The sequence below is a fragment of the Yersinia sp. FDAARGOS_228 genome (assembly GCF_002073315.2).
Classification (GTDB): Bacteria; Pseudomonadota; Gammaproteobacteria; order Enterobacterales; family Enterobacteriaceae; genus Yersinia; species Yersinia intermedia.
Window position 1 is genome coordinate 4,672,340 of record NZ_CP020409.2, and the last position, 15,937, is coordinate 4,688,276.

Here is a 15,937-nt window from a genome sequence, read left to right on the forward strand (position 1 = left end):
TTTAAGCACCTGATTCGTCGCCAGCTATTGCCAACAGAACCTAACGTATCGGGTGTTTTATCGTTCCTGGTGTTTTGGCTGGTTTTGAAGTGAGGAGCATGAAGATCGCTCCTTTCAGTATGCCGATATATGCGTTAACGTGCTCAGGGTATCGAGCATAATTTCATGTTCAGAGAAGAGGTTTACAAAGTAAAACAATAAGTTAAAAAGAAAAAATACAATCTAATCAGATTAATAATGCGTTTTCTCTCACATCTTTTCCAGAAAGTGCTCGCGTAAGCCCCCCTCTGTTGCCAAACTCGCTGAATATCCCAACAACTAGGGAGGGAATTCTCATGGGTGTGCCACAAACCAAATCAGAACTCCTGTTGGCAATAGACAAAAACTTCAATAAATTGTCAGGTTACCTCGCATCAATTCCACCCGAATTAGCATTAGATGAATCAATGGAAGGACATGCAAAAGACACTGTAATGAGTGTTTGCAATCTTGTCTCCTACTTACTTGGCTGGAACAATTTAGTTATCAAATGGATAACGCTTGATGAAGAGGGAAAGCCTGTTGATTTCCCGGAAACGGGTTATAAATGGAACCAACTGGGTCTTCTCGCCCAAAAGTTTTATCGCGACTATAGCGATTTGGATTTACGCTCGCTAAGCAGCCAACTACAGAACGCTAAAAGCGAAATCGTTGAATTGATCAATCAGCGATCTGACAATGACCTGTATGGAAAAGCGTGGTATGGCAAATGGACAATGGGAAGGATGATTTCTTTCAATACATCTTCCCCCTACTCCAATGCCTGCGGCAGGTTAAGAAAGTGGGCAAAGGAAAACAACCTCAAGCTATGAGGGAAGCTGCCGGGAGAATTGGGCGCGGAAAGTGGATCTCATGGGTTTGGTAGCTCCCTCTCAGGTATAGCGGCGGCGACGGAAAATCAATCCTTATCTCTGCACGACAAACTGTGTTGCAAAATCCGCACCTACCTAGTTCAATGAACTGCTTACGAATGTCATCATCGCCTTTTATCAAGGATGTTTATGCCAATATCCAATTGTTACCAGACTCAACCAGATGGTTATGTGCGCTTTGACTGGCGCGGCAAACCTATGGAAGGGGAGTTTTACCTATATGAGTCGCTTGACGCTGAAATTGATCCGAAACTTGGATATATCCGGCCATTTGATAAAGCGCTCAGGCAGCAACTGGTTGATAATTTGCAGGTAACTCAGAAGATTGATCTCCTGAAATACCTGGCTAAAAATGATCTGATCACCTGTGATGCTTTTGTAACCAGTAAAAATATACAAGCCTCATACCAAATCGTTATCGATCACTTTGATTTTATTAATGAAGATAAATTAGTGAGTGACAAAGAGACGATTAGTCATTGTCGGGCTGATTTACTACAACGTCAGTATGTTTTCGGTAGTAACCTGAATGAATCCAAAGAGGTATTGAGTAGCATCAACGCAGAATATCTCAAATGGGTAACACCTTTTTGCACACCACTACGTTACGAACGAACATGGTTCATCAGGAACCGCGAGCGAATTTTGCGTTATGCCGCAATAGTTATCTTGGCTGTGATGGCTTATATCTATTTTAGCTGAAAGCATAGGTGCAAGGTTTCACCTGGCGCACTCAGAGCTCACCTTAACGCCACACTATGACTTTTCATTGCCTGGAATTAAAAACGCACCAGGGTAGCTCCCAGCGGTGTTTGCTGCACTTCATGGTTTATGTCTGCGAAGTGCATTGACGATAGCTGGTATGAAACAACTGGGCGAACCAGTGGTAAGCGAAACTGGGGTTTAACAGTGCTAAGCCATAGTGATTAAATGTAGGCATAAAGTTAGATTATCTGGGGGTACCTTTTAGGTGGGTACAATTTAATATCCCCATATATACCCCCCCGCTATAAGTAGATTTCAATAGACGAACATGTATATAGGAATAACTAGATTAGCCTGAGAAGTGCGGATTTACTGGGTTTGATGTACTTCGGGAGATACTGCGAGACATAAGATTGGAGCGGGTGAAGGGAATCGAACCCTCGTATAGAGCTTGGGAAGCTCTCGTTCTACCATTGAACTACACCCGCTTCGGTGTGCGGTTTGCATTATAACCGGTTCTTCCTCGTGGGCAAGCGAAGATATGGTCTAAGCGCCGGTATTTTAAGCGATTAGATTAAACCAAGTATCACTATGGCTATTTTGCTTAGTAAAAAGGGTGCTACAGCACCCTTATAGATTACCGTGACCACAATAACTTATTTAACCGGGCGCATAGCCGGGAACAAGATAACGTCACGGATGGTGTGGCTGTTGGTAAACAACATCACCATACGGTCGATACCGATGCCCAAACCAGCAGTTGGCGGCAAACCATGTTCCAGCGCGGTGACGTAGTCTTCATCGTAGAACATCGCTTCATCATCGCCAGCTTCTTTAGCGCTAACCTGATCAGCAAAACGCTGAGCCTGATCTTCAGCATCATTCAACTCTGAGAAACCGTTACCAATCTCACGGCCACCGATAAAGAACTCAAAGCGGTCAGTGATAAACGGATTATCATCATTACGACGTGCCAGCGGAGAAACTTCTGCTGGATATTCAGTAATGAAAGTTGGCTGAATCAGATGGCTCTCTGCGGTCTCCTCGAAGATTTCGCATTGAACGCGGCCCAGACCCCAGCTCTTCTCAACTTTAATGCCTAATGACTCAGCAATGGCCAAAGCTTTGTCCATATCGTCCAAATCTGCCACATTGGTTTCAGGGCGATATTTGCAAATGGCTTCTTTCATGGTCAATTTGGCAAAAGGCTTACCGAAATCGAATGTCTGCTCGCCATACTGCACCACACTGCTACCCAATACGGTTTCAGTCAGAGTGCGGAACAGTTCTTCCGTCAGCACGATCAGATCTTTGTAATCCGCATACGCCATATAGAGTTCCATCATGGTGAACTCTGGGTTATGACGCGGGGAAACGCCCTCATTACGGAAGTTACGGTTGATTTCGAATACACGTTCAAAACCACCAACGACCAGGCGTTTCAGATACAGTTCTGGCGCGATGCGCAAGTACATATCGATATCCAGCGCATTGTGATGAGTCACAAACGGACGCGCTGAGGCACCACCAGGGATCACTTGCATCATAGGGGTTTCGACTTCCATGAAGCCTTTTTCCACCATGAAACTACGAATACCAGACATCACCTGCGAACGAACTTTGAACGTATGGCGAGATTCATCGTTAGCGATCAGATCCAAATAACGCTGGCGGTAACGGGTTTCCTGATCAGCCAAGCCGTGGAATTTATCCGGCAGCGGACGCAGCGCTTTAGTCAACAGGCGCAGTTCGCTACAGTGGATAGACAACTCACCGGTTTTAGTTTTAAACAGCTTGCCACGAGCACCCAGAATATCGCCCAGATCCCACTTTTTGAATTCTTCGTTATAAATGCCTTCCGGCAGATCATCGCGGGAAACGTACAACTGAATGCGGCCACCGACATCTTGCAGTGTGACGAATGATGCTTTACCCATAATACGGCGGGTCATCATACGACCAGCAACGGTGACTTCGATATTCAGTGCTTCTAACTCTTCATTCTCTTTACTGCCGTACTCAGCATGTAGCTGGTCAGAGAGGTGCTCACGACGGAAATCATTAGGGAACGCAATTCCCTTTTCCCGCAGCAAGGCCAGCTTTTCCCGACGAGCTTGTAACTCACTATTGAGTTCTGGTTCTTGCGCTTGCTCAGCGACTTGTGGTTTTTGCTCTGACATCTCAGTTCCTCATAGCCCGGCTTTCAAACTTGCTTCAATGAATTTGTCCAGATCACCATCCAGTACCGCTTGCGTGTTACGTGTTTCCACGCCAGTACGCAAATCTTTGATACGGGAATCATCCAGTACATAAGAACGGATCTGGCTACCCCAACCGATATCAGACTTATTGTCTTCCAAAACCTGTTTATCAGCATTTTTCTTTTGCATCTCAAACTCATACAGCTTCGCCTTCAACTGCTTCATCGCTTGATCTTTGTTCTTATGCTGAGAACGGTCATTCTGGCATTGAGTCACGATATTGGTTGGAAGGTGGGTAATACGTACCGCAGATTCCGTTTTGTTGACGTGCTGACCACCCGCACCGGATGCGCGGTAAACGTCAATACGCAGATCTGCCGGGTTGATTTCGATATCAATATCATCATCAACTTCTGGATAGACAAAAGCAGAACTGAAAGAGGTATGACGACGGCCACCGGAGTCAAACGGGCTTTTACGAACCAGACGATGAACGCCAGTTTCAGTACGTAACCAGCCAAAGGCGTAATCGCCGATGATCTTAATGGTGGCTGACTTTAGGCCAGCAACATCACCATCAGATTCTTCGATGATTTCAGTTTTGAAGCCTTTTGATTCAGCCCAGCGCAGGTACATACGCAGCAGCATGCTGGCCCAGTCCTGGGCTTCTGTGCCGCCAGAACCCGCTTGTAAATCCAGGTAGCAGTTGGCGCTATCATATTCACCAGAAAACATGCGGCGGAATTCGAGCTGGCCCAGCTTGCCGTCAAGGATATCTAACTCAGCAATGGCTTCGTTAAAGGTCTCTTCATCGTCAGCTTCAATCGCCAATTCCAGCAAGCCGGAAACGTCTTCCATACCTTGATCCAATTGATCAATGGTCGAGACAATCTCTTCTAGCGCAGAACGCTCTTTACCCAGCGCTTGCGCACGCTCAGGTTCATTCCAGACGTCGGGCTGTTCCAGCTCGGCGTTTACTTCTTCCAGTCGCTCTTTCTTGGCATCATAGTCAAAGATACCCCCTGAGAATGTCTGTCCGATCAGACAGGTCCTGAATTCGATTTTTTACCGGGTTTATTTCAAACATGGTTTTGAGTCTTACGTTGAGTCGTAGATGACGGAATGTCATTATACCCGTCATACTTCAAGCTGCATGAGTGTTGGCTGTCTTCGTTCACCCGAATCATTGACTGACGTCAATCCTTCGAAATTTACTCAGTTGCCGCGTTCCTACAACTCGAATTATTTAGGGCACAGAATTGGTAATTCTAACGGATCTGTTCGGCGGTTTATAGCTCGTTGACTATATTTCCTGCTTACTTGAAATTACAGTGGCGTTAACCTGACTTATTCACCCGAATCACTGGCCTAAGCCAGCTCATCGGGTTTTATTTGAATGTTGCCTAATAAGGCCACAAATGCTGGACCAACAACTGGACACTACGATTACCGCGATATTCATTAATATCGAGTTTGTAAGCCAGCTTAACTTCACGCACGCTGCTGTCCGGCCATAAGGTGGTATCGATATTAAACGCAATACCATCGAGTAGCGGCCCGCCATTCAGCGGCTCAATCATCAGTTTTAGATGGCGTTCCCCCACCAACCGTTGCTGCAAAATACGGAATTTGCCATCAAATGTTGGCTCAGGGAAGGACTGCCCCCATGGGCCGCCATCGCGCAACAACTCCGCTGTTTCCAGCGATAGTTCGTTGCCTTTCAGTTCACCATCGGACCAAATAACGCCTTCCAATTGTGAGGCATCCATCCATTCACCGACTAAATCGGCAAAACGCTGACGGAACTCATCGAATTTATCTTGTTCCAATGATAATCCCGCCGCCATCGCATGGCCGCCAAACTTCAGCATCAACCCTGGGTTCAATGTATCCAGGCGCTCAAGCGCATCGCGCATATGTAACCCAGCTACGCTGCGGCCCGAGCCCTTCAGTAACCCCTCACCCGCAGGGGCGAAAGCAATGACTGGCCGATGAAAACGTTCTTTGATGCGCGAGGCCAAAATCCCTACCACACCCTGATGCCATTCTGGATGATACATCGCAATGCCATAGGGCAATTCAGTGCTGGTACGTTCCAGTTGGTCGCACAGTTGCAACGCCTCAACCTGCATCCCCTGCTCTATCTCTCGGCGCGCTTGATTAAGGGCATCCAGATCGATTGCTAAAGCTCTGGCCTGAGCGATATCGTCAGTGAGAAGAAGTGCGACCCCAATAGACATGTCATCAAGGCGACCGGCAGCGTTAAGCCGTGGGCCAAGGGAGAAGCCCAGATCGTTGGCAGCCAATTGACGGGCATCGCGGTTGGCGACTTCCAATAGTGCGCGGACCCCTGGACGGCATTTACCCGCACGAATTCGGCTTAATCCTTGATGGACCAGAATCCGGTTATTGGCATCCAGTGGCACCACATCAGCCACCGTCCCCAGCGCCACTAAATCCAGCAGTTCTGCCAGATTTGGCTCCGCTAAAGCACGTTGCTCAAACCACCCGCTCGCGCGCAAACGGGCGCGCAATGCCAACATCAGATAGAAGGTAACACCCACCCCAGCCAGTGATTTGGAGAGAAAATCACAACCAACCAGGTTCGGATTAATGATAGCTTCAGCCGCTGGCAAGGTTTCACCCGGCAGATGGTGATCGGTAACCAGTACCTGAATGCCCAAGGCATGGGCCAAATCCACCCCGGCATGAGAAGAAATGCCGTTATCGACCGTGACAATCAATTCCGCACCACGGGCAGCGACCTGTTCAACCACTTCCGGGCTAAGCCCGTAGCCATCGTCAAAGCGATTGGGCACCAGGTAATCAACATTACTGCCACCCATGCTGCGCAAAGCCAGTACTGCCAATGCAGTGCTGGTGGCACCGTCGGCATCAAAATCGCCGACAATCACGATACGCCGTTTGTCAGCCAGCGCTTGCTGTAACAGGGTAACCCCTGCGTCAATGCCATCGAGTTGCTGCCAGGGCAATAGACCTTTCACGCCCCGTTCCAGTTCTGTCGCAGTTTTAACTCCACGACTGGCATAGAGACGGCGCAGTAACGGGTGCAATTGCGCGGGTAAATGGCTGTCATCCGCCGCCTCACGACGACGAAGTTGAGTTTTGAGTGTCACGGGTGATTAACCCGCCGCTTTTAAGGAAGCCTGATGCTTATTCAGCATTGCCAACATCTCTTTCGGCTCCAGATACCCCGGAACGATAGTGCCATTTTGCAGCACAATTGCAGGCGTGCCCTGAATACCAAACTGTACGCCGAGCTGGTAATGCTTGCTAATGTCTGTTTTACAGGTAGCCGGTGATACCTCAGTGCCTTTCATTGCATCATCGAAAGCTTTATTACGATCAGCCATACACCAGATGGATCCCATATCTTTTTCTGCCTGAGAGCTTAAGCCCTGACGTGGGAACGCCAGATAACGCACGGTAATACCCAGCGCGTTATAGTCTTTCATCTGCTCATGCAACTTATGGCAGTACCCACAGGTGATATCGGTAAACACCGTAACAACATGTTTTTCCTGTGGTGCTTTATACACAATCATTTCACTGCTCAATGCTTCAAGCTTTTTCACCAGCATCTGATTGGTTATATTAACGGGCTGGCTACCGCTCACATCATACAGCGGGCCTTGCAACAGATGTTTACCGTCGGCCGAGATATAAAGCACCCCGCTTTCGGTCATCACCGTGCTCAAACCTGGGATCGGCGAAGGTTGGACATCAGCTTGCTGAATATCTAATTTTTTTAGCGTCTGCTGGATAGCGGCATCATCTGCGTTAACCGGGCTGGCGAATGCGGCGATTAACACCGGCAGTAACAATAAACTTTTTCTCATTTATGAATCCTATCTCTTTCCACGCAACATCGTTTTTCTTCAAAACAATCATGCGCGTGGATGATGCTGTTGATGTAGCTGTTTCAAACGTTCCGTAGCTACATGGGTATAAATCTGGGTTGTCGACAAATCACTGTGGCCCAGTAACATTTGTACCACACGCAGGTCTGCACCGTGATTCAGTAGGTGCGTGGCAAAAGCGTGCCGCAAAACATGGGGTGAAAGCCGTTCACTATCGATACCTGCAAGGATCGCATAGTGTTTGATGCGATGCCAGAAAGTCTGTCGGGTCATTTGTTGGCTACGATTGCTAGGGAACAGCACATCTAGCGATTGACCATTAATCAACCATGGACGCCCGTGCTCCATGTAGTTTTCAATCCAGTACACCGCTTCTTCGCCCAATGGCACCAGCCGCTCTTTATTTCCTTTACCAATGACCCGCACCACCCCCTGACGCAAGCTAACATCACTGATGGTCAACCCGACCAGTTCAGAGACTCGCAAGCCGGTGGCATAGAGCACTTCCAGCATGGCTTTATCGCGCAATTCTAGCGGGATATCAACATTGGGTGAGTTGAGCAACCTATCAACCTGCGCTTCACTTAAATCTTTAGGCAAGCGCTGCGGCAGTTTAGGTGATGAGAGCAGTGCTGTTGGGTCATCTTCACGCAGCTTTTCGCGGTATAAATATTGGAACAGGCGACGCATCGCACTGAGTAAGCGTGCCGAACTGGTGGCTTTATAGCCGCCTTCAATGCGCTCAGCAAGGAAGGATTGTAAGTCCTGCGAACCTGCACGCAATAAATCACTGCCGTGATGTTCTAACCATCCGGTTAAAGCATGTAAATCCAGACGGTATGACGCCAGTGTATTCTCGGCCAGGTTTCTTTCCAGCCATAAGGCATCAAGAAACTGTTCAATCAGCGGGTTATTTTGCTGCTGCATTACTGTTTCTCTCTTTGATTGAACTCAAGCGCCATTATGCCTGATGACGAGACAAATCTGGTACACTCGATGCTATTCCTTATTAGTAATGCTATGGCTATACATCATGAAGATTGGTCTCTTTTACGGCTCCAGCACCTGCTATACCGAAATGGTAGCAGAAAAAATCCGCGATATTCTTGGCGAAGATTTGGTTGATTTGCACAACCTGAAGGATGCCAGCCCCCAACTGATGGAAGCCTACTCCATCCTGATTTTAGGCATCCCTACCTGGGATTTCGGCGAGTTACAGGAAGATTGGGAAGCCATCTGGCCACAGTTAACACAGCTTAATCTGAAGGGGAAGATTGTCGCCATGTATGGCATGGGCGATCAATTCGGATATAGCGAATGGTTCCTGGATGCTCTTGGTATGTTGCACGATCATATCGCCCCACTGGGCGTGAAGTTTATCGGTTTTTGGCCGACAGAAGGGTTTGAATTTACTAGCCCAAAACCACTCAGCGCCGATGGTAAACACTTTGTTGGTTTAGCATTGGATGAGGTCAATCAATACGAGTTGAGCGAAGAGCGCATCGAGCAGTGGTGTGATCAAATTCTCTTAGAGATGGACGCACTGCTGTAGTCAGCCAAACGGGCACTTGATGTGCCCGCTTCTGTATCCCTTGCGTTATATTAATCCCATAAGCGGAACGCGTCGGTATTGCTCCCCCCTACTGCTACCGGTTTATCCACTGTCTTATCGGTATTGGTTTCGCTCGATTTCTGCCCAGTTAATAGCTGTGGGTTAGCCACTTGATACCAGTCTAAACGCCGTGTTAGTACCATCACTGCAGCCAGAATAATAAACAGCAACCCTGCGCCGAGTAACAATGCATTGTCTTCCGATTGCAGTAAGCCAAACAAAACCCCGTACAACAGCAATAAACCACCAGCAAACAACCCACCGCGCAGCCACCCGCCCAGCACCGCACTCAGGTAGATAGCGATCAACAAGCTACAACTCAAGCTGGCGATAGTGTAAGCCAGCGTGAAACCAAGGTGTTCAGAGAACGCCAGTAACATTAGGTAGAACAGCACCAGAGCCGCCCCCACCAATAGATATTGAATCGGATGCACACGCAGTGAGGTCAGGCTTTCGAACAGGAAGAAGCTGAAGAAAGTGAGACCAATAAACAGAATGGCATACTTAATGGCTCGTTCGGTTAATTGGTAGTGATCGACCGGTTCAATCAAGCTGGTGCTAAAAGCGGGTAAAGCATTGAAATCGACATGTGGGTCATCACTCGCAAAGTTGATATTTATGTTGTTAGCCAGCCAGTTAGTGCTCCAGTGGGCACGAAAGCCTTTTTCGTCCACCTTGCGCTGCAACGGTAAAAACTCGCCGACAAAATTAGGATGCGGCCAATTGCTTTGCAAGGTTAACTCACTGCTACGCCCGATAGGGACTACCGACAGGCTATTGGTGCCAGTCAGCGTCAGTGTAAAACTAATATCAAATTTTTTCTGTTGAAGCTGCGCCAATGATAGCTCGGCATGCACACCGTTCGCAGTCCGCCCCAGGAAAGCACCGGGTTCGAAGTTGATTTTTTGGCTGCCCATCGTGAGTGGCGAAATTTGCTGTATACCCCGCGAATCGCTCAGCGCCACCACCAGTGACGGTCTGCCGATAGTGACGCCGTCATGTATCAAGTCGTCCAATGCAGTTGCGTCAAATTGCGCGTTGAAATTAAGCGCCCCTTGATAGACTTGCGCTTTATAAATACCCAATCGCCGCACATCAACATCTGGCGCACCGCTAACAGTCATGACCTCTGGCAGTATGTAGCGGCTACGATTAATCCGCTCTCTCTTTTTCTTGCCATCAACTTCGCTTTCTACCCATTCGCTGTAAGGCACCACAATTAGCGGACCAAGGATCTTCTGCGATCGGCTGGTGCTGTCACTGACTTTATCGATAACACTTTGCCGATAACCACTGCGTTCAGAGATAACGTTCAGTAACATCTCTTTCGGGATCATCATCAATAGAATTAAGCCCAGCAATGTGGCTATTTTCCAAAATAGTACGGACTTGAACATGACTTGCGCTCCTTTTAAGGTCAGGGGAGCAGCTTAAGTCAGTGAAGTGAAAGCAGAATGAGGCTATGTGAAGTGAACGTGAAGTCAGCCAATCATGCTGCCTCCAGCGGTAGCGCTAAATAGGCACTCACCCCTTGTGGCAAGCGGTTTTCCAGCGAAATCCGCCCACGATGAATAGCGGCAACCTCGCGCACAAAATTCAGCCCCAACCCGGTACTTTTCGGGCTATCGGCCCTTGGCAGCGAATAAAAACGATCGAAAATCTTCTCTTGAGCGTAATCGGGAATACCGCTGCCATTATCTTCAACCGTTATCAGATACTCCCCCTCATGCCGCTCGCCACTAAGTATCACGGCCCCGCCCAAAGGCGTGAAATCCAGTGCATTATCAATCAGATTGGTCAGCGCCTGGCTGAGTAATAACCCATCCCCGGTTAATATTGCGCTATCGGCGCGTTTCAGTTGCAGGCAAATACCGCGGCTGACAGCCTGTGCCTCTTTCGCACTGAAGGTTTGTTTAAGTATGTGACTGATATCCAATGGAGAAAACTGTAAATCGACCCGACTTTCGAGCCGCGCCTGCACCAACATTTTATCTACCAGTTGCCGGATGCGTGCACTTTGCTGCTCAATATTAACAATAAACCGCTGTGCCGTGGCTGGCGGGGGCGACTCACGTAACAGTTCAGCCGCACCGGTAATGGCCGCCAATGGGCTTTTCAGCTCATGAGTCATAGTGTGAACATATTGTTCAATGTAGGCTTTGCCATCCAATTTAAGACGCATACTCTCCAGTGCGCGGGCCAAATCATGCAACTCGCTACTGCCCATCGCTGGCAGCGCCACAACCTGCCCCTCGGCAACCCGCTCAGCGTAATCTACCAATTTGCCGATAGAGCGGTTTATCCACCATACGAAGCCCAAGCCAATCAACAGGGCAATACCGAGCAAGACCCCACCAGCTAACAAGATCTTACGCTCACTGCGTTTGATAACGGGTGCCATGGAAATATTGGGTTTACCCACACTGAGCACCCCGATGATTTTGTTTTCAGCCATGACTGGTGCTGCTACATACATGACCGAACTTTGTTCATCTGCGGGGTTGGTACGGGTGCTGCGAGCACCATATTCACCGCGTAGCGTCAGCCAGACATCATTCCAGCGCGAATAATCTTGCCCTACCGCTTTACCGGATGAATCAAAAACCACCCGTCCGTCGGCATCCGTCAAATAAACGCGATATTCGTTACGATCCTTGCGAATACCTTCAATATTGGCACCTATTGGCCGCAAATTTAGCGAAGCAAACGCTTGTGCCAATTGACCACTGGCAACGTTATCCAGCAGCATATCTTGCCGGGCAAACTGAGCCAGTAGTGTGGCGGTATCCACTAATGTGCCTTCGGTGGCACGCCGGACGCCAGGTTTCACTTCTTGTACGAAAATACGAATGACAAAATAACCGGCAATGGCCACGATCAGAAAGTAACCTAGCAGTAAGCGCACGCCGATTTTCATCGCTGATCCTTCATAGCTCGCAGCTCATCATCGGTAACTCAAGCTATAGCCCAACCCACGATGAGTGCGAATGGGTGACTCCTCATCGTAAGCCATGCGCAATTTTGAACGCAGGGTTTTAATGTGGGTATCGACAGTGCGGTCTTGGCTCTCTTCTGCCTGTGCCCAAACAATATCCATCAGTTGCTGACGTGAAAATATGCGCTCTGGGGCCAGTAATAAGGTTTTCAGTAACAGATATTCATAGCGGGTGAGCCAGAGAGGCTGCTGATGATAGGTCACCCGTGCGCCGGCCTCATCCAGAGTGAAATCACCGAATTGATGCACCGCAGCAGAGGCAGCCAGAATGTGTGATTTTTGTAAGCGCCGCAATACCGTGCGCACGCGGGCACTCACTTCACGGGGCGAGAAAGGTTTAGCAATATAATCATCGGCACCAATTTCCAGCCCGACAATGCGATCCAGCTCTTCACTACGGGCGGTAAGAAATACCACCGGCAGCGCGGGTTCCCGCGCCAATAGGCGGCGGCACAGGTCAAAACCATTGATATCAGGCAAGCCAACATCCACTATCGCTAAGGCGGGTGGGCCATCAGCCAATGCTGCCAGCGCCGGTTCCCCCCGGTCAAACCACCGGAGGGTAAAACCTTCGCTTTCCAAGGTATAAATCAGCGTATCAGCGATACTCGGCTCATCCTCTACCAGCCAGATTAAAGGTTTCATTGATTCATACCTTTATCTGAGCCAAATGAATGCCGCAATAGCAGACATAATTGCCGCCACTCATCTTCTGACATACTGTCGGCGGCCAGCCACAACCGCTTACGGGCTGAACGGCTGCTCGACTGCTGTAGATTTAATAACACGCCATAACGGGTGATCCATGGCTGTTTGACCACGATCCATTCGAGCCTTTTCCATAGAACCAGGTTACCGGGTTTCAGCCGGATCTCGCCTTGACAGGACGTAATATTTTTCTGGCTGCGGATACACTCAAACACTACCAGCGTCAGCAATACCAACCACAGTGCGGTATACCCCTGGGGCCAGGGTGCAACCAAGGTGAGTATGACCAAAACACCATGAGACAATAAAGAGAAGAGTTGAGTGTGCCAGGATACCCGCAAGTCACATCGCCACTGGGCCACGGGCTTTATTTCGTGTTTGAATCAGTTTGACCATCTGGCGCAGTTCGCTGTCCTGCGGCTCCCCGTGATTCATCAGCCAATTGAATAAGTCTGGGTCATCACACTCAAGTAAGCGAATAAATGCCTGCTTCTCGTTATCACTCAAGCCATCATACTCATGTTCAAAAAACGGCATGATAGAGATATCAAGTTCACGCATACCACGACGGCACGCCCAGTGAATACGGGCTTTATTATCGATTTCCATGTCCTGATTGACTCCTCAGTGAAGGATATTATCCAAATCCGGCAACCAATAAGTGCCTGACTCGGTGAGTGACTAGAGTAACAATTTGATACACCCAACGGGAAGATTATCACCGTTGAATTGTAAGCTTAAGATGCTAAATGCTCAGCAAGTGCTGTTTTTTCAAACACCTTCAGTATTCTGCCGCAGAATCTGTGGCTATTGTACCTCAGATGGCAGTTAATTTAGATATTGGATAATAATGACCAATCCATGGAATAACTGCTTGCAAAGCTACCCCGCTATTTTACCATTGGAGCATAAGCTCACAGCACCGCCTTGGCTGGTGCTATTCATTGGCAGATACTTTTCATTTGCAGGTAAGCATGGCACATAACACTCCGTTCTCTGCACAACCACCGGTCGCCTCTTCCGGGCTGCCATTAACACTCATGTCGCTCGATGACTGGGCACTCGTTACCTTAACTGGCGCTGATCGGGTGAAATATCTGCAAGGGCAAGTTACTGCAGATATCGATGCTCTGCCCGCTGACCAGCATGTCCTTTGCGCCCATTGTGATGCTAAAGGGAAGATGTGGAGCAACCTGCGGCTATTTTATCGTGGCGAGGGGCTGGCATTTATTGAGCGCCGCAGCCTGCTGGATAACCAGTTAAGCGAACTCAAGAAATATGCCGTGTTCTCTAAAGTGACGATTGCTGCACAGCCTGACGCCGTTCTGTTAGGTATTGCAGGGGCACAGGCTAAAGCTGCGTTGGCTGAGGTTTTTGCCGAATTACCGAGTGCTGAGCACCCGGTTACCCAGCAAGGTAATAGCACACTGTTGCATTTCTCACTCCCCGCCGAGCGTTTTCTACTGGTAACTGATGCCGAGCAAGCCCAGCAACTGGTGGCAACACTGGCTGACCGCGCGCAGTTTAACAACAGCAAACAGTGGCTGGCGCTGGATATCGAAGCAGGTTTACCAATTATTGATACTGACAGCAGCGCGCAGTTTATTCCACAAGCCACTAATATTCAGGCGCTGAATGGCATTAGCTTCAGTAAAGGTTGTTACACCGGGCAGGAGATGGTAGCCAGAGCCAAATACCGAGGAGCCAATAAGCGCGCGCTGTACTGGTTAGCGGGGGTTGCCAGCCGTGTACCGGCAGCCGGTGAAGATTTAGAGTGGCAATTAGGTGAAAATTGGCGTCGTACCGGTTCCGTATTAGCCGCGATTCAACTCAGTGATGGCACTGTGTGGGTGCAGGCGGTGTTGAACAACGATCTGGCAGCAGACAGTGTACTACGGGTGCGCGATGATGTTGGTAGTGTGCTGGCTATTCAACCGTTGCCCTACTCATTGACTGAAGAAAAGTAGCATTATTCGAACCAGAGGCCGGTTATCCGGCCTCAATTTATGCATGCGGCTAAAGCATCAAACGTACAAATAGATCGCCATAAAGTGGCAGACACTGCCACCCAACACAAAACCATGCCAAATAGCATGACCGAAGCGGATACGTTTAGAGGCATAGAAAACCACCCCCAAAGTGTAAAGCAAGCCGCCAATAGTCAGTAATGCCAACCCGCCAATTTCAAGTTTCACCGCCAACTGATAAATCACAATCAGTGATAACCAGCCCATCGTCAGGTAAGTCACAAGCGATAGCACTTCAAACCGATGTGCGAAAGCCAGCTTAAATATCACCCCGAATAGCGCCAACCCCCAAATGACCGCCATTAACCCTCTGGCCAGAGGCGAATCCAATCCCACCAGCAGAAAGGGGGTGTAAGTGCCAGCAATCAAAATATAAATGGCACAGTGGTCAAACTTCTGTAGCCAGAGCTTCGCTTTACGGTGTGGCACGGCGTGATACAGTGTTGATGCCAGAAAAAGCAAAATGATACTGCCGCCATACAAGCTATAGCTGGTTAGCGCTTTGGTATCAGCACCACTGTCTACTGCCTGCACCAAAAGCAACACCAGCCCGATGATCCCAAAAACAACACCAATACCATGGCTAATGCTGTTAGCTATCTCTTCTGCCCATGGATAGGCCGGCGGCGTTGCGGCTGGTGACAACATCGAGGGAGCCGCAGAGGTAGGTGGCGTAACTGTAGCAGAGGGTGTAACTGATTTATTATTCAATACTTATTATCCTGAATATTAGCTGTTGTATGGCCAAAGACATTGGCGTTGCAGTCAGGCTGCAAGGTAATCAATCCCGATGAGCGGTACGGTGGGTAGCCAATTGCGCAAATATACTGTACTCAGGTTAACTGAGAATGATTCCAGTGTACACGTGTAAGCTTAAATATTCTGTCAATACATGTA

General features: G+C 48.7%; 15 protein-coding genes and 1 tRNA gene. 4 read left to right on the forward strand and 12 right to left on the reverse strand.

Going from position 1 to position 15,937, the window contains the following annotated elements; all coding sequences use genetic code 11:
- The first annotated feature begins 335 nt into the window (after positions 1-335).
- Both A6J67_RS21870 and A6J67_RS21875 read left to right on the forward strand, forming a co-directional pair.
- Positions 336-851, forward strand: a complete 516-nt coding sequence (locus A6J67_RS21870) for a ClbS/DfsB family four-helix bundle protein (protein WP_042569201.1) — start codon at positions 336-338, stop codon at positions 849-851.
- Between the two features lie 189 nt (positions 852-1,040).
- The gene (locus tag A6J67_RS21875) at positions 1,041-1,613 is read left to right on the forward strand and encodes a hypothetical protein (RefSeq protein WP_042569200.1); all 573 of its coding nucleotides are present in this window, start codon (positions 1,041-1,043) and stop codon (positions 1,611-1,613) included.
- Positions 1,614-2,030: 417 nt separating this feature from the next.
- Here the strand turns inward: A6J67_RS21875 and A6J67_RS21880 are convergent.
- The 6 genes from A6J67_RS21880 to xerD all read right to left on the reverse strand — a co-directional run bounded on the left by A6J67_RS21880 (position 2,031) and on the right by xerD (position 8,625).
- Positions 2,031-2,104: transfer RNA gene (locus A6J67_RS21880), tRNA-Gly, on the reverse strand.
- Between the two features lie 168 nt (positions 2,105-2,272).
- The gene (lysS, locus tag A6J67_RS21885; RefSeq protein ID WP_005185985.1) at positions 2,273-3,796 is read right to left on the reverse strand and encodes a lysine--tRNA ligase; all 1,524 of its coding nucleotides are present in this window, start codon (positions 3,794-3,796) and stop codon (positions 2,273-2,275) included.
- Between the two features lie 9 nt (positions 3,797-3,805).
- Positions 3,806-4,904, reverse strand: a protein-coding gene (prfB, locus tag A6J67_RS21890; RefSeq protein ID WP_105165864.1) for a peptide chain release factor 2 whose coding sequence is annotated in 2 segments (ribosomal slippage) — positions 3,806-4,828 and positions 4,830-4,904 — 1,098 coding nt in all. Because the reading frame shifts where the segments join, the coding sequence is not laid out codon by codon here.
- Positions 4,905-5,220: 316 nt separating this feature from the next.
- A complete protein-coding gene (recJ, locus tag A6J67_RS21895; protein WP_050073594.1) occupies positions 5,221-6,954 on the reverse strand; it encodes a single-stranded-DNA-specific exonuclease RecJ in 1,734 nt (577 codons plus the stop codon).
- A gap of 6 nt (positions 6,955-6,960) precedes the next feature.
- Entirely contained in the window at positions 6,961-7,677 is a 717-nt protein-coding gene (dsbC, locus tag A6J67_RS21900) for a bifunctional protein-disulfide isomerase/oxidoreductase DsbC (RefSeq protein ID WP_050297301.1), read from the reverse strand.
- 48 nt (positions 7,678-7,725) lie between these two features.
- On the reverse strand, positions 7,726-8,625 hold the full coding sequence (xerD, locus tag A6J67_RS21905; protein ID WP_005185989.1) for a site-specific tyrosine recombinase XerD: 900 nt from the start codon (positions 8,623-8,625) through the stop codon (positions 7,726-7,728).
- 106 nt (positions 8,626-8,731) lie between these two features.
- Between xerD and fldB the strand changes: the two genes are divergently transcribed.
- Positions 8,732-9,250 carry a flavodoxin FldB gene (gene fldB / locus A6J67_RS21910; protein ID WP_042569196.1) on the forward strand — a complete coding sequence of 173 codons (519 nt, stop codon included), beginning with the start codon at positions 8,732-8,734 and terminating at the stop codon, positions 9,248-9,250.
- Between the two features lie 50 nt (positions 9,251-9,300).
- On the opposite strand, the gene creD is transcribed toward fldB, so the two are convergent.
- From creD to sdhE, 5 genes are all read right to left on the reverse strand, one after another.
- Entirely contained in the window at positions 9,301-10,707 is a 1,407-nt protein-coding gene (creD, locus tag A6J67_RS21915; RefSeq protein WP_005185995.1) for a cell envelope integrity protein CreD, read from the reverse strand.
- A gap of 92 nt (positions 10,708-10,799) precedes the next feature.
- Positions 10,800-12,227: a two-component system sensor histidine kinase CreC gene (creC, locus tag A6J67_RS21920; protein ID WP_050089078.1), complete on the reverse strand. Its 1,428-nt coding sequence runs from the start codon at positions 12,225-12,227 to the stop codon at positions 10,800-10,802.
- A 27-nt stretch (positions 12,228-12,254) separates the two neighbouring features.
- Positions 12,255-12,950 carry a two-component system response regulator CreB gene (gene creB, locus A6J67_RS21925; RefSeq protein ID WP_032908003.1) on the reverse strand — a complete coding sequence of 232 codons (696 nt, stop codon included), beginning with the start codon at positions 12,948-12,950 and terminating at the stop codon, positions 12,255-12,257.
- A complete protein-coding gene (locus A6J67_RS21930; RefSeq protein WP_032908006.1) occupies positions 12,947-13,375 on the reverse strand; it encodes a protein YgfX in 429 nt (142 codons plus the stop codon). The genes creB and A6J67_RS21930 overlap by 4 nt, the downstream gene beginning before the upstream one ends.
- Positions 13,356-13,622 carry an FAD assembly factor SdhE gene (gene sdhE, locus A6J67_RS21935; RefSeq protein WP_005193092.1) on the reverse strand — a complete coding sequence of 89 codons (267 nt, stop codon included), beginning with the start codon at positions 13,620-13,622 and terminating at the stop codon, positions 13,356-13,358. The genes A6J67_RS21930 and sdhE overlap by 20 nt, the downstream gene beginning before the upstream one ends.
- Before the next feature lie 365 nt (positions 13,623-13,987).
- Here sdhE and ygfZ point away from each other — a divergent pair, with 365 nt between their 5' ends.
- Positions 13,988-14,980, forward strand: coding sequence for a tRNA-modifying protein YgfZ (gene ygfZ / locus A6J67_RS21940; protein WP_050297300.1), 993 nt, complete (start codon positions 13,988-13,990; stop codon positions 14,978-14,980).
- Between the two features lie 57 nt (positions 14,981-15,037).
- On the opposite strand, the gene trhA is transcribed toward ygfZ, so the two are convergent.
- Positions 15,038-15,751 carry a PAQR family membrane homeostasis protein TrhA gene (trhA, locus tag A6J67_RS21945; protein WP_371112947.1) on the reverse strand — a complete coding sequence of 238 codons (714 nt, stop codon included), beginning with the start codon at positions 15,749-15,751 and terminating at the stop codon, positions 15,038-15,040.
- Positions 15,752-15,937 lie beyond the last annotated feature (186 nt).

Coding starts and splice junctions, on each gene's coding strand:
- ygfZ (WP_050297300.1), top strand. CDS start 13,988: ATGGCACATAACACTCCGTTCTCTGCACAACCACCGGTCGCCTCTTCC.
- A6J67_RS21870 (WP_042569201.1), top strand. CDS start 336: ATGGGTGTGCCACAAACCAAATCAGAACTCCTGTTGGCAATAGACAAA.
- dsbC (WP_050297301.1), bottom strand. CDS start 7,677: ATGAGAAAAAGTTTATTGTTACTGCCGGTGTTAATCGCCGCATTCGCC.
- A6J67_RS21875 (WP_042569200.1), top strand. CDS start 1,041: ATGCCAATATCCAATTGTTACCAGACTCAACCAGATGGTTATGTGCGC.
- lysS (WP_005185985.1), bottom strand. CDS start 3,796: ATGTCAGAGCAAAAACCACAAGTCGCTGAGCAAGCGCAAGAACCAGAA.
- creD (WP_005185995.1), bottom strand. CDS start 10,707: ATGTTCAAGTCCGTACTATTTTGGAAAATAGCCACATTGCTGGGCTTA.
- sdhE (WP_005193092.1), bottom strand. CDS start 13,622: ATGGAAATCGATAATAAAGCCCGTATTCACTGGGCGTGCCGTCGTGGT.
- fldB (WP_042569196.1), top strand. CDS start 8,732: ATGAAGATTGGTCTCTTTTACGGCTCCAGCACCTGCTATACCGAAATG.
- creB (WP_032908003.1), bottom strand. CDS start 12,950: ATGAAACCTTTAATCTGGCTGGTAGAGGATGAGCCGAGTATCGCTGAT.
- xerD (WP_005185989.1), bottom strand. CDS start 8,625: ATGCAGCAGCAAAATAACCCGCTGATTGAACAGTTTCTTGATGCCTTA.
- creC (WP_050089078.1), bottom strand. CDS start 12,227: ATGAAAATCGGCGTGCGCTTACTGCTAGGTTACTTTCTGATCGTGGCC.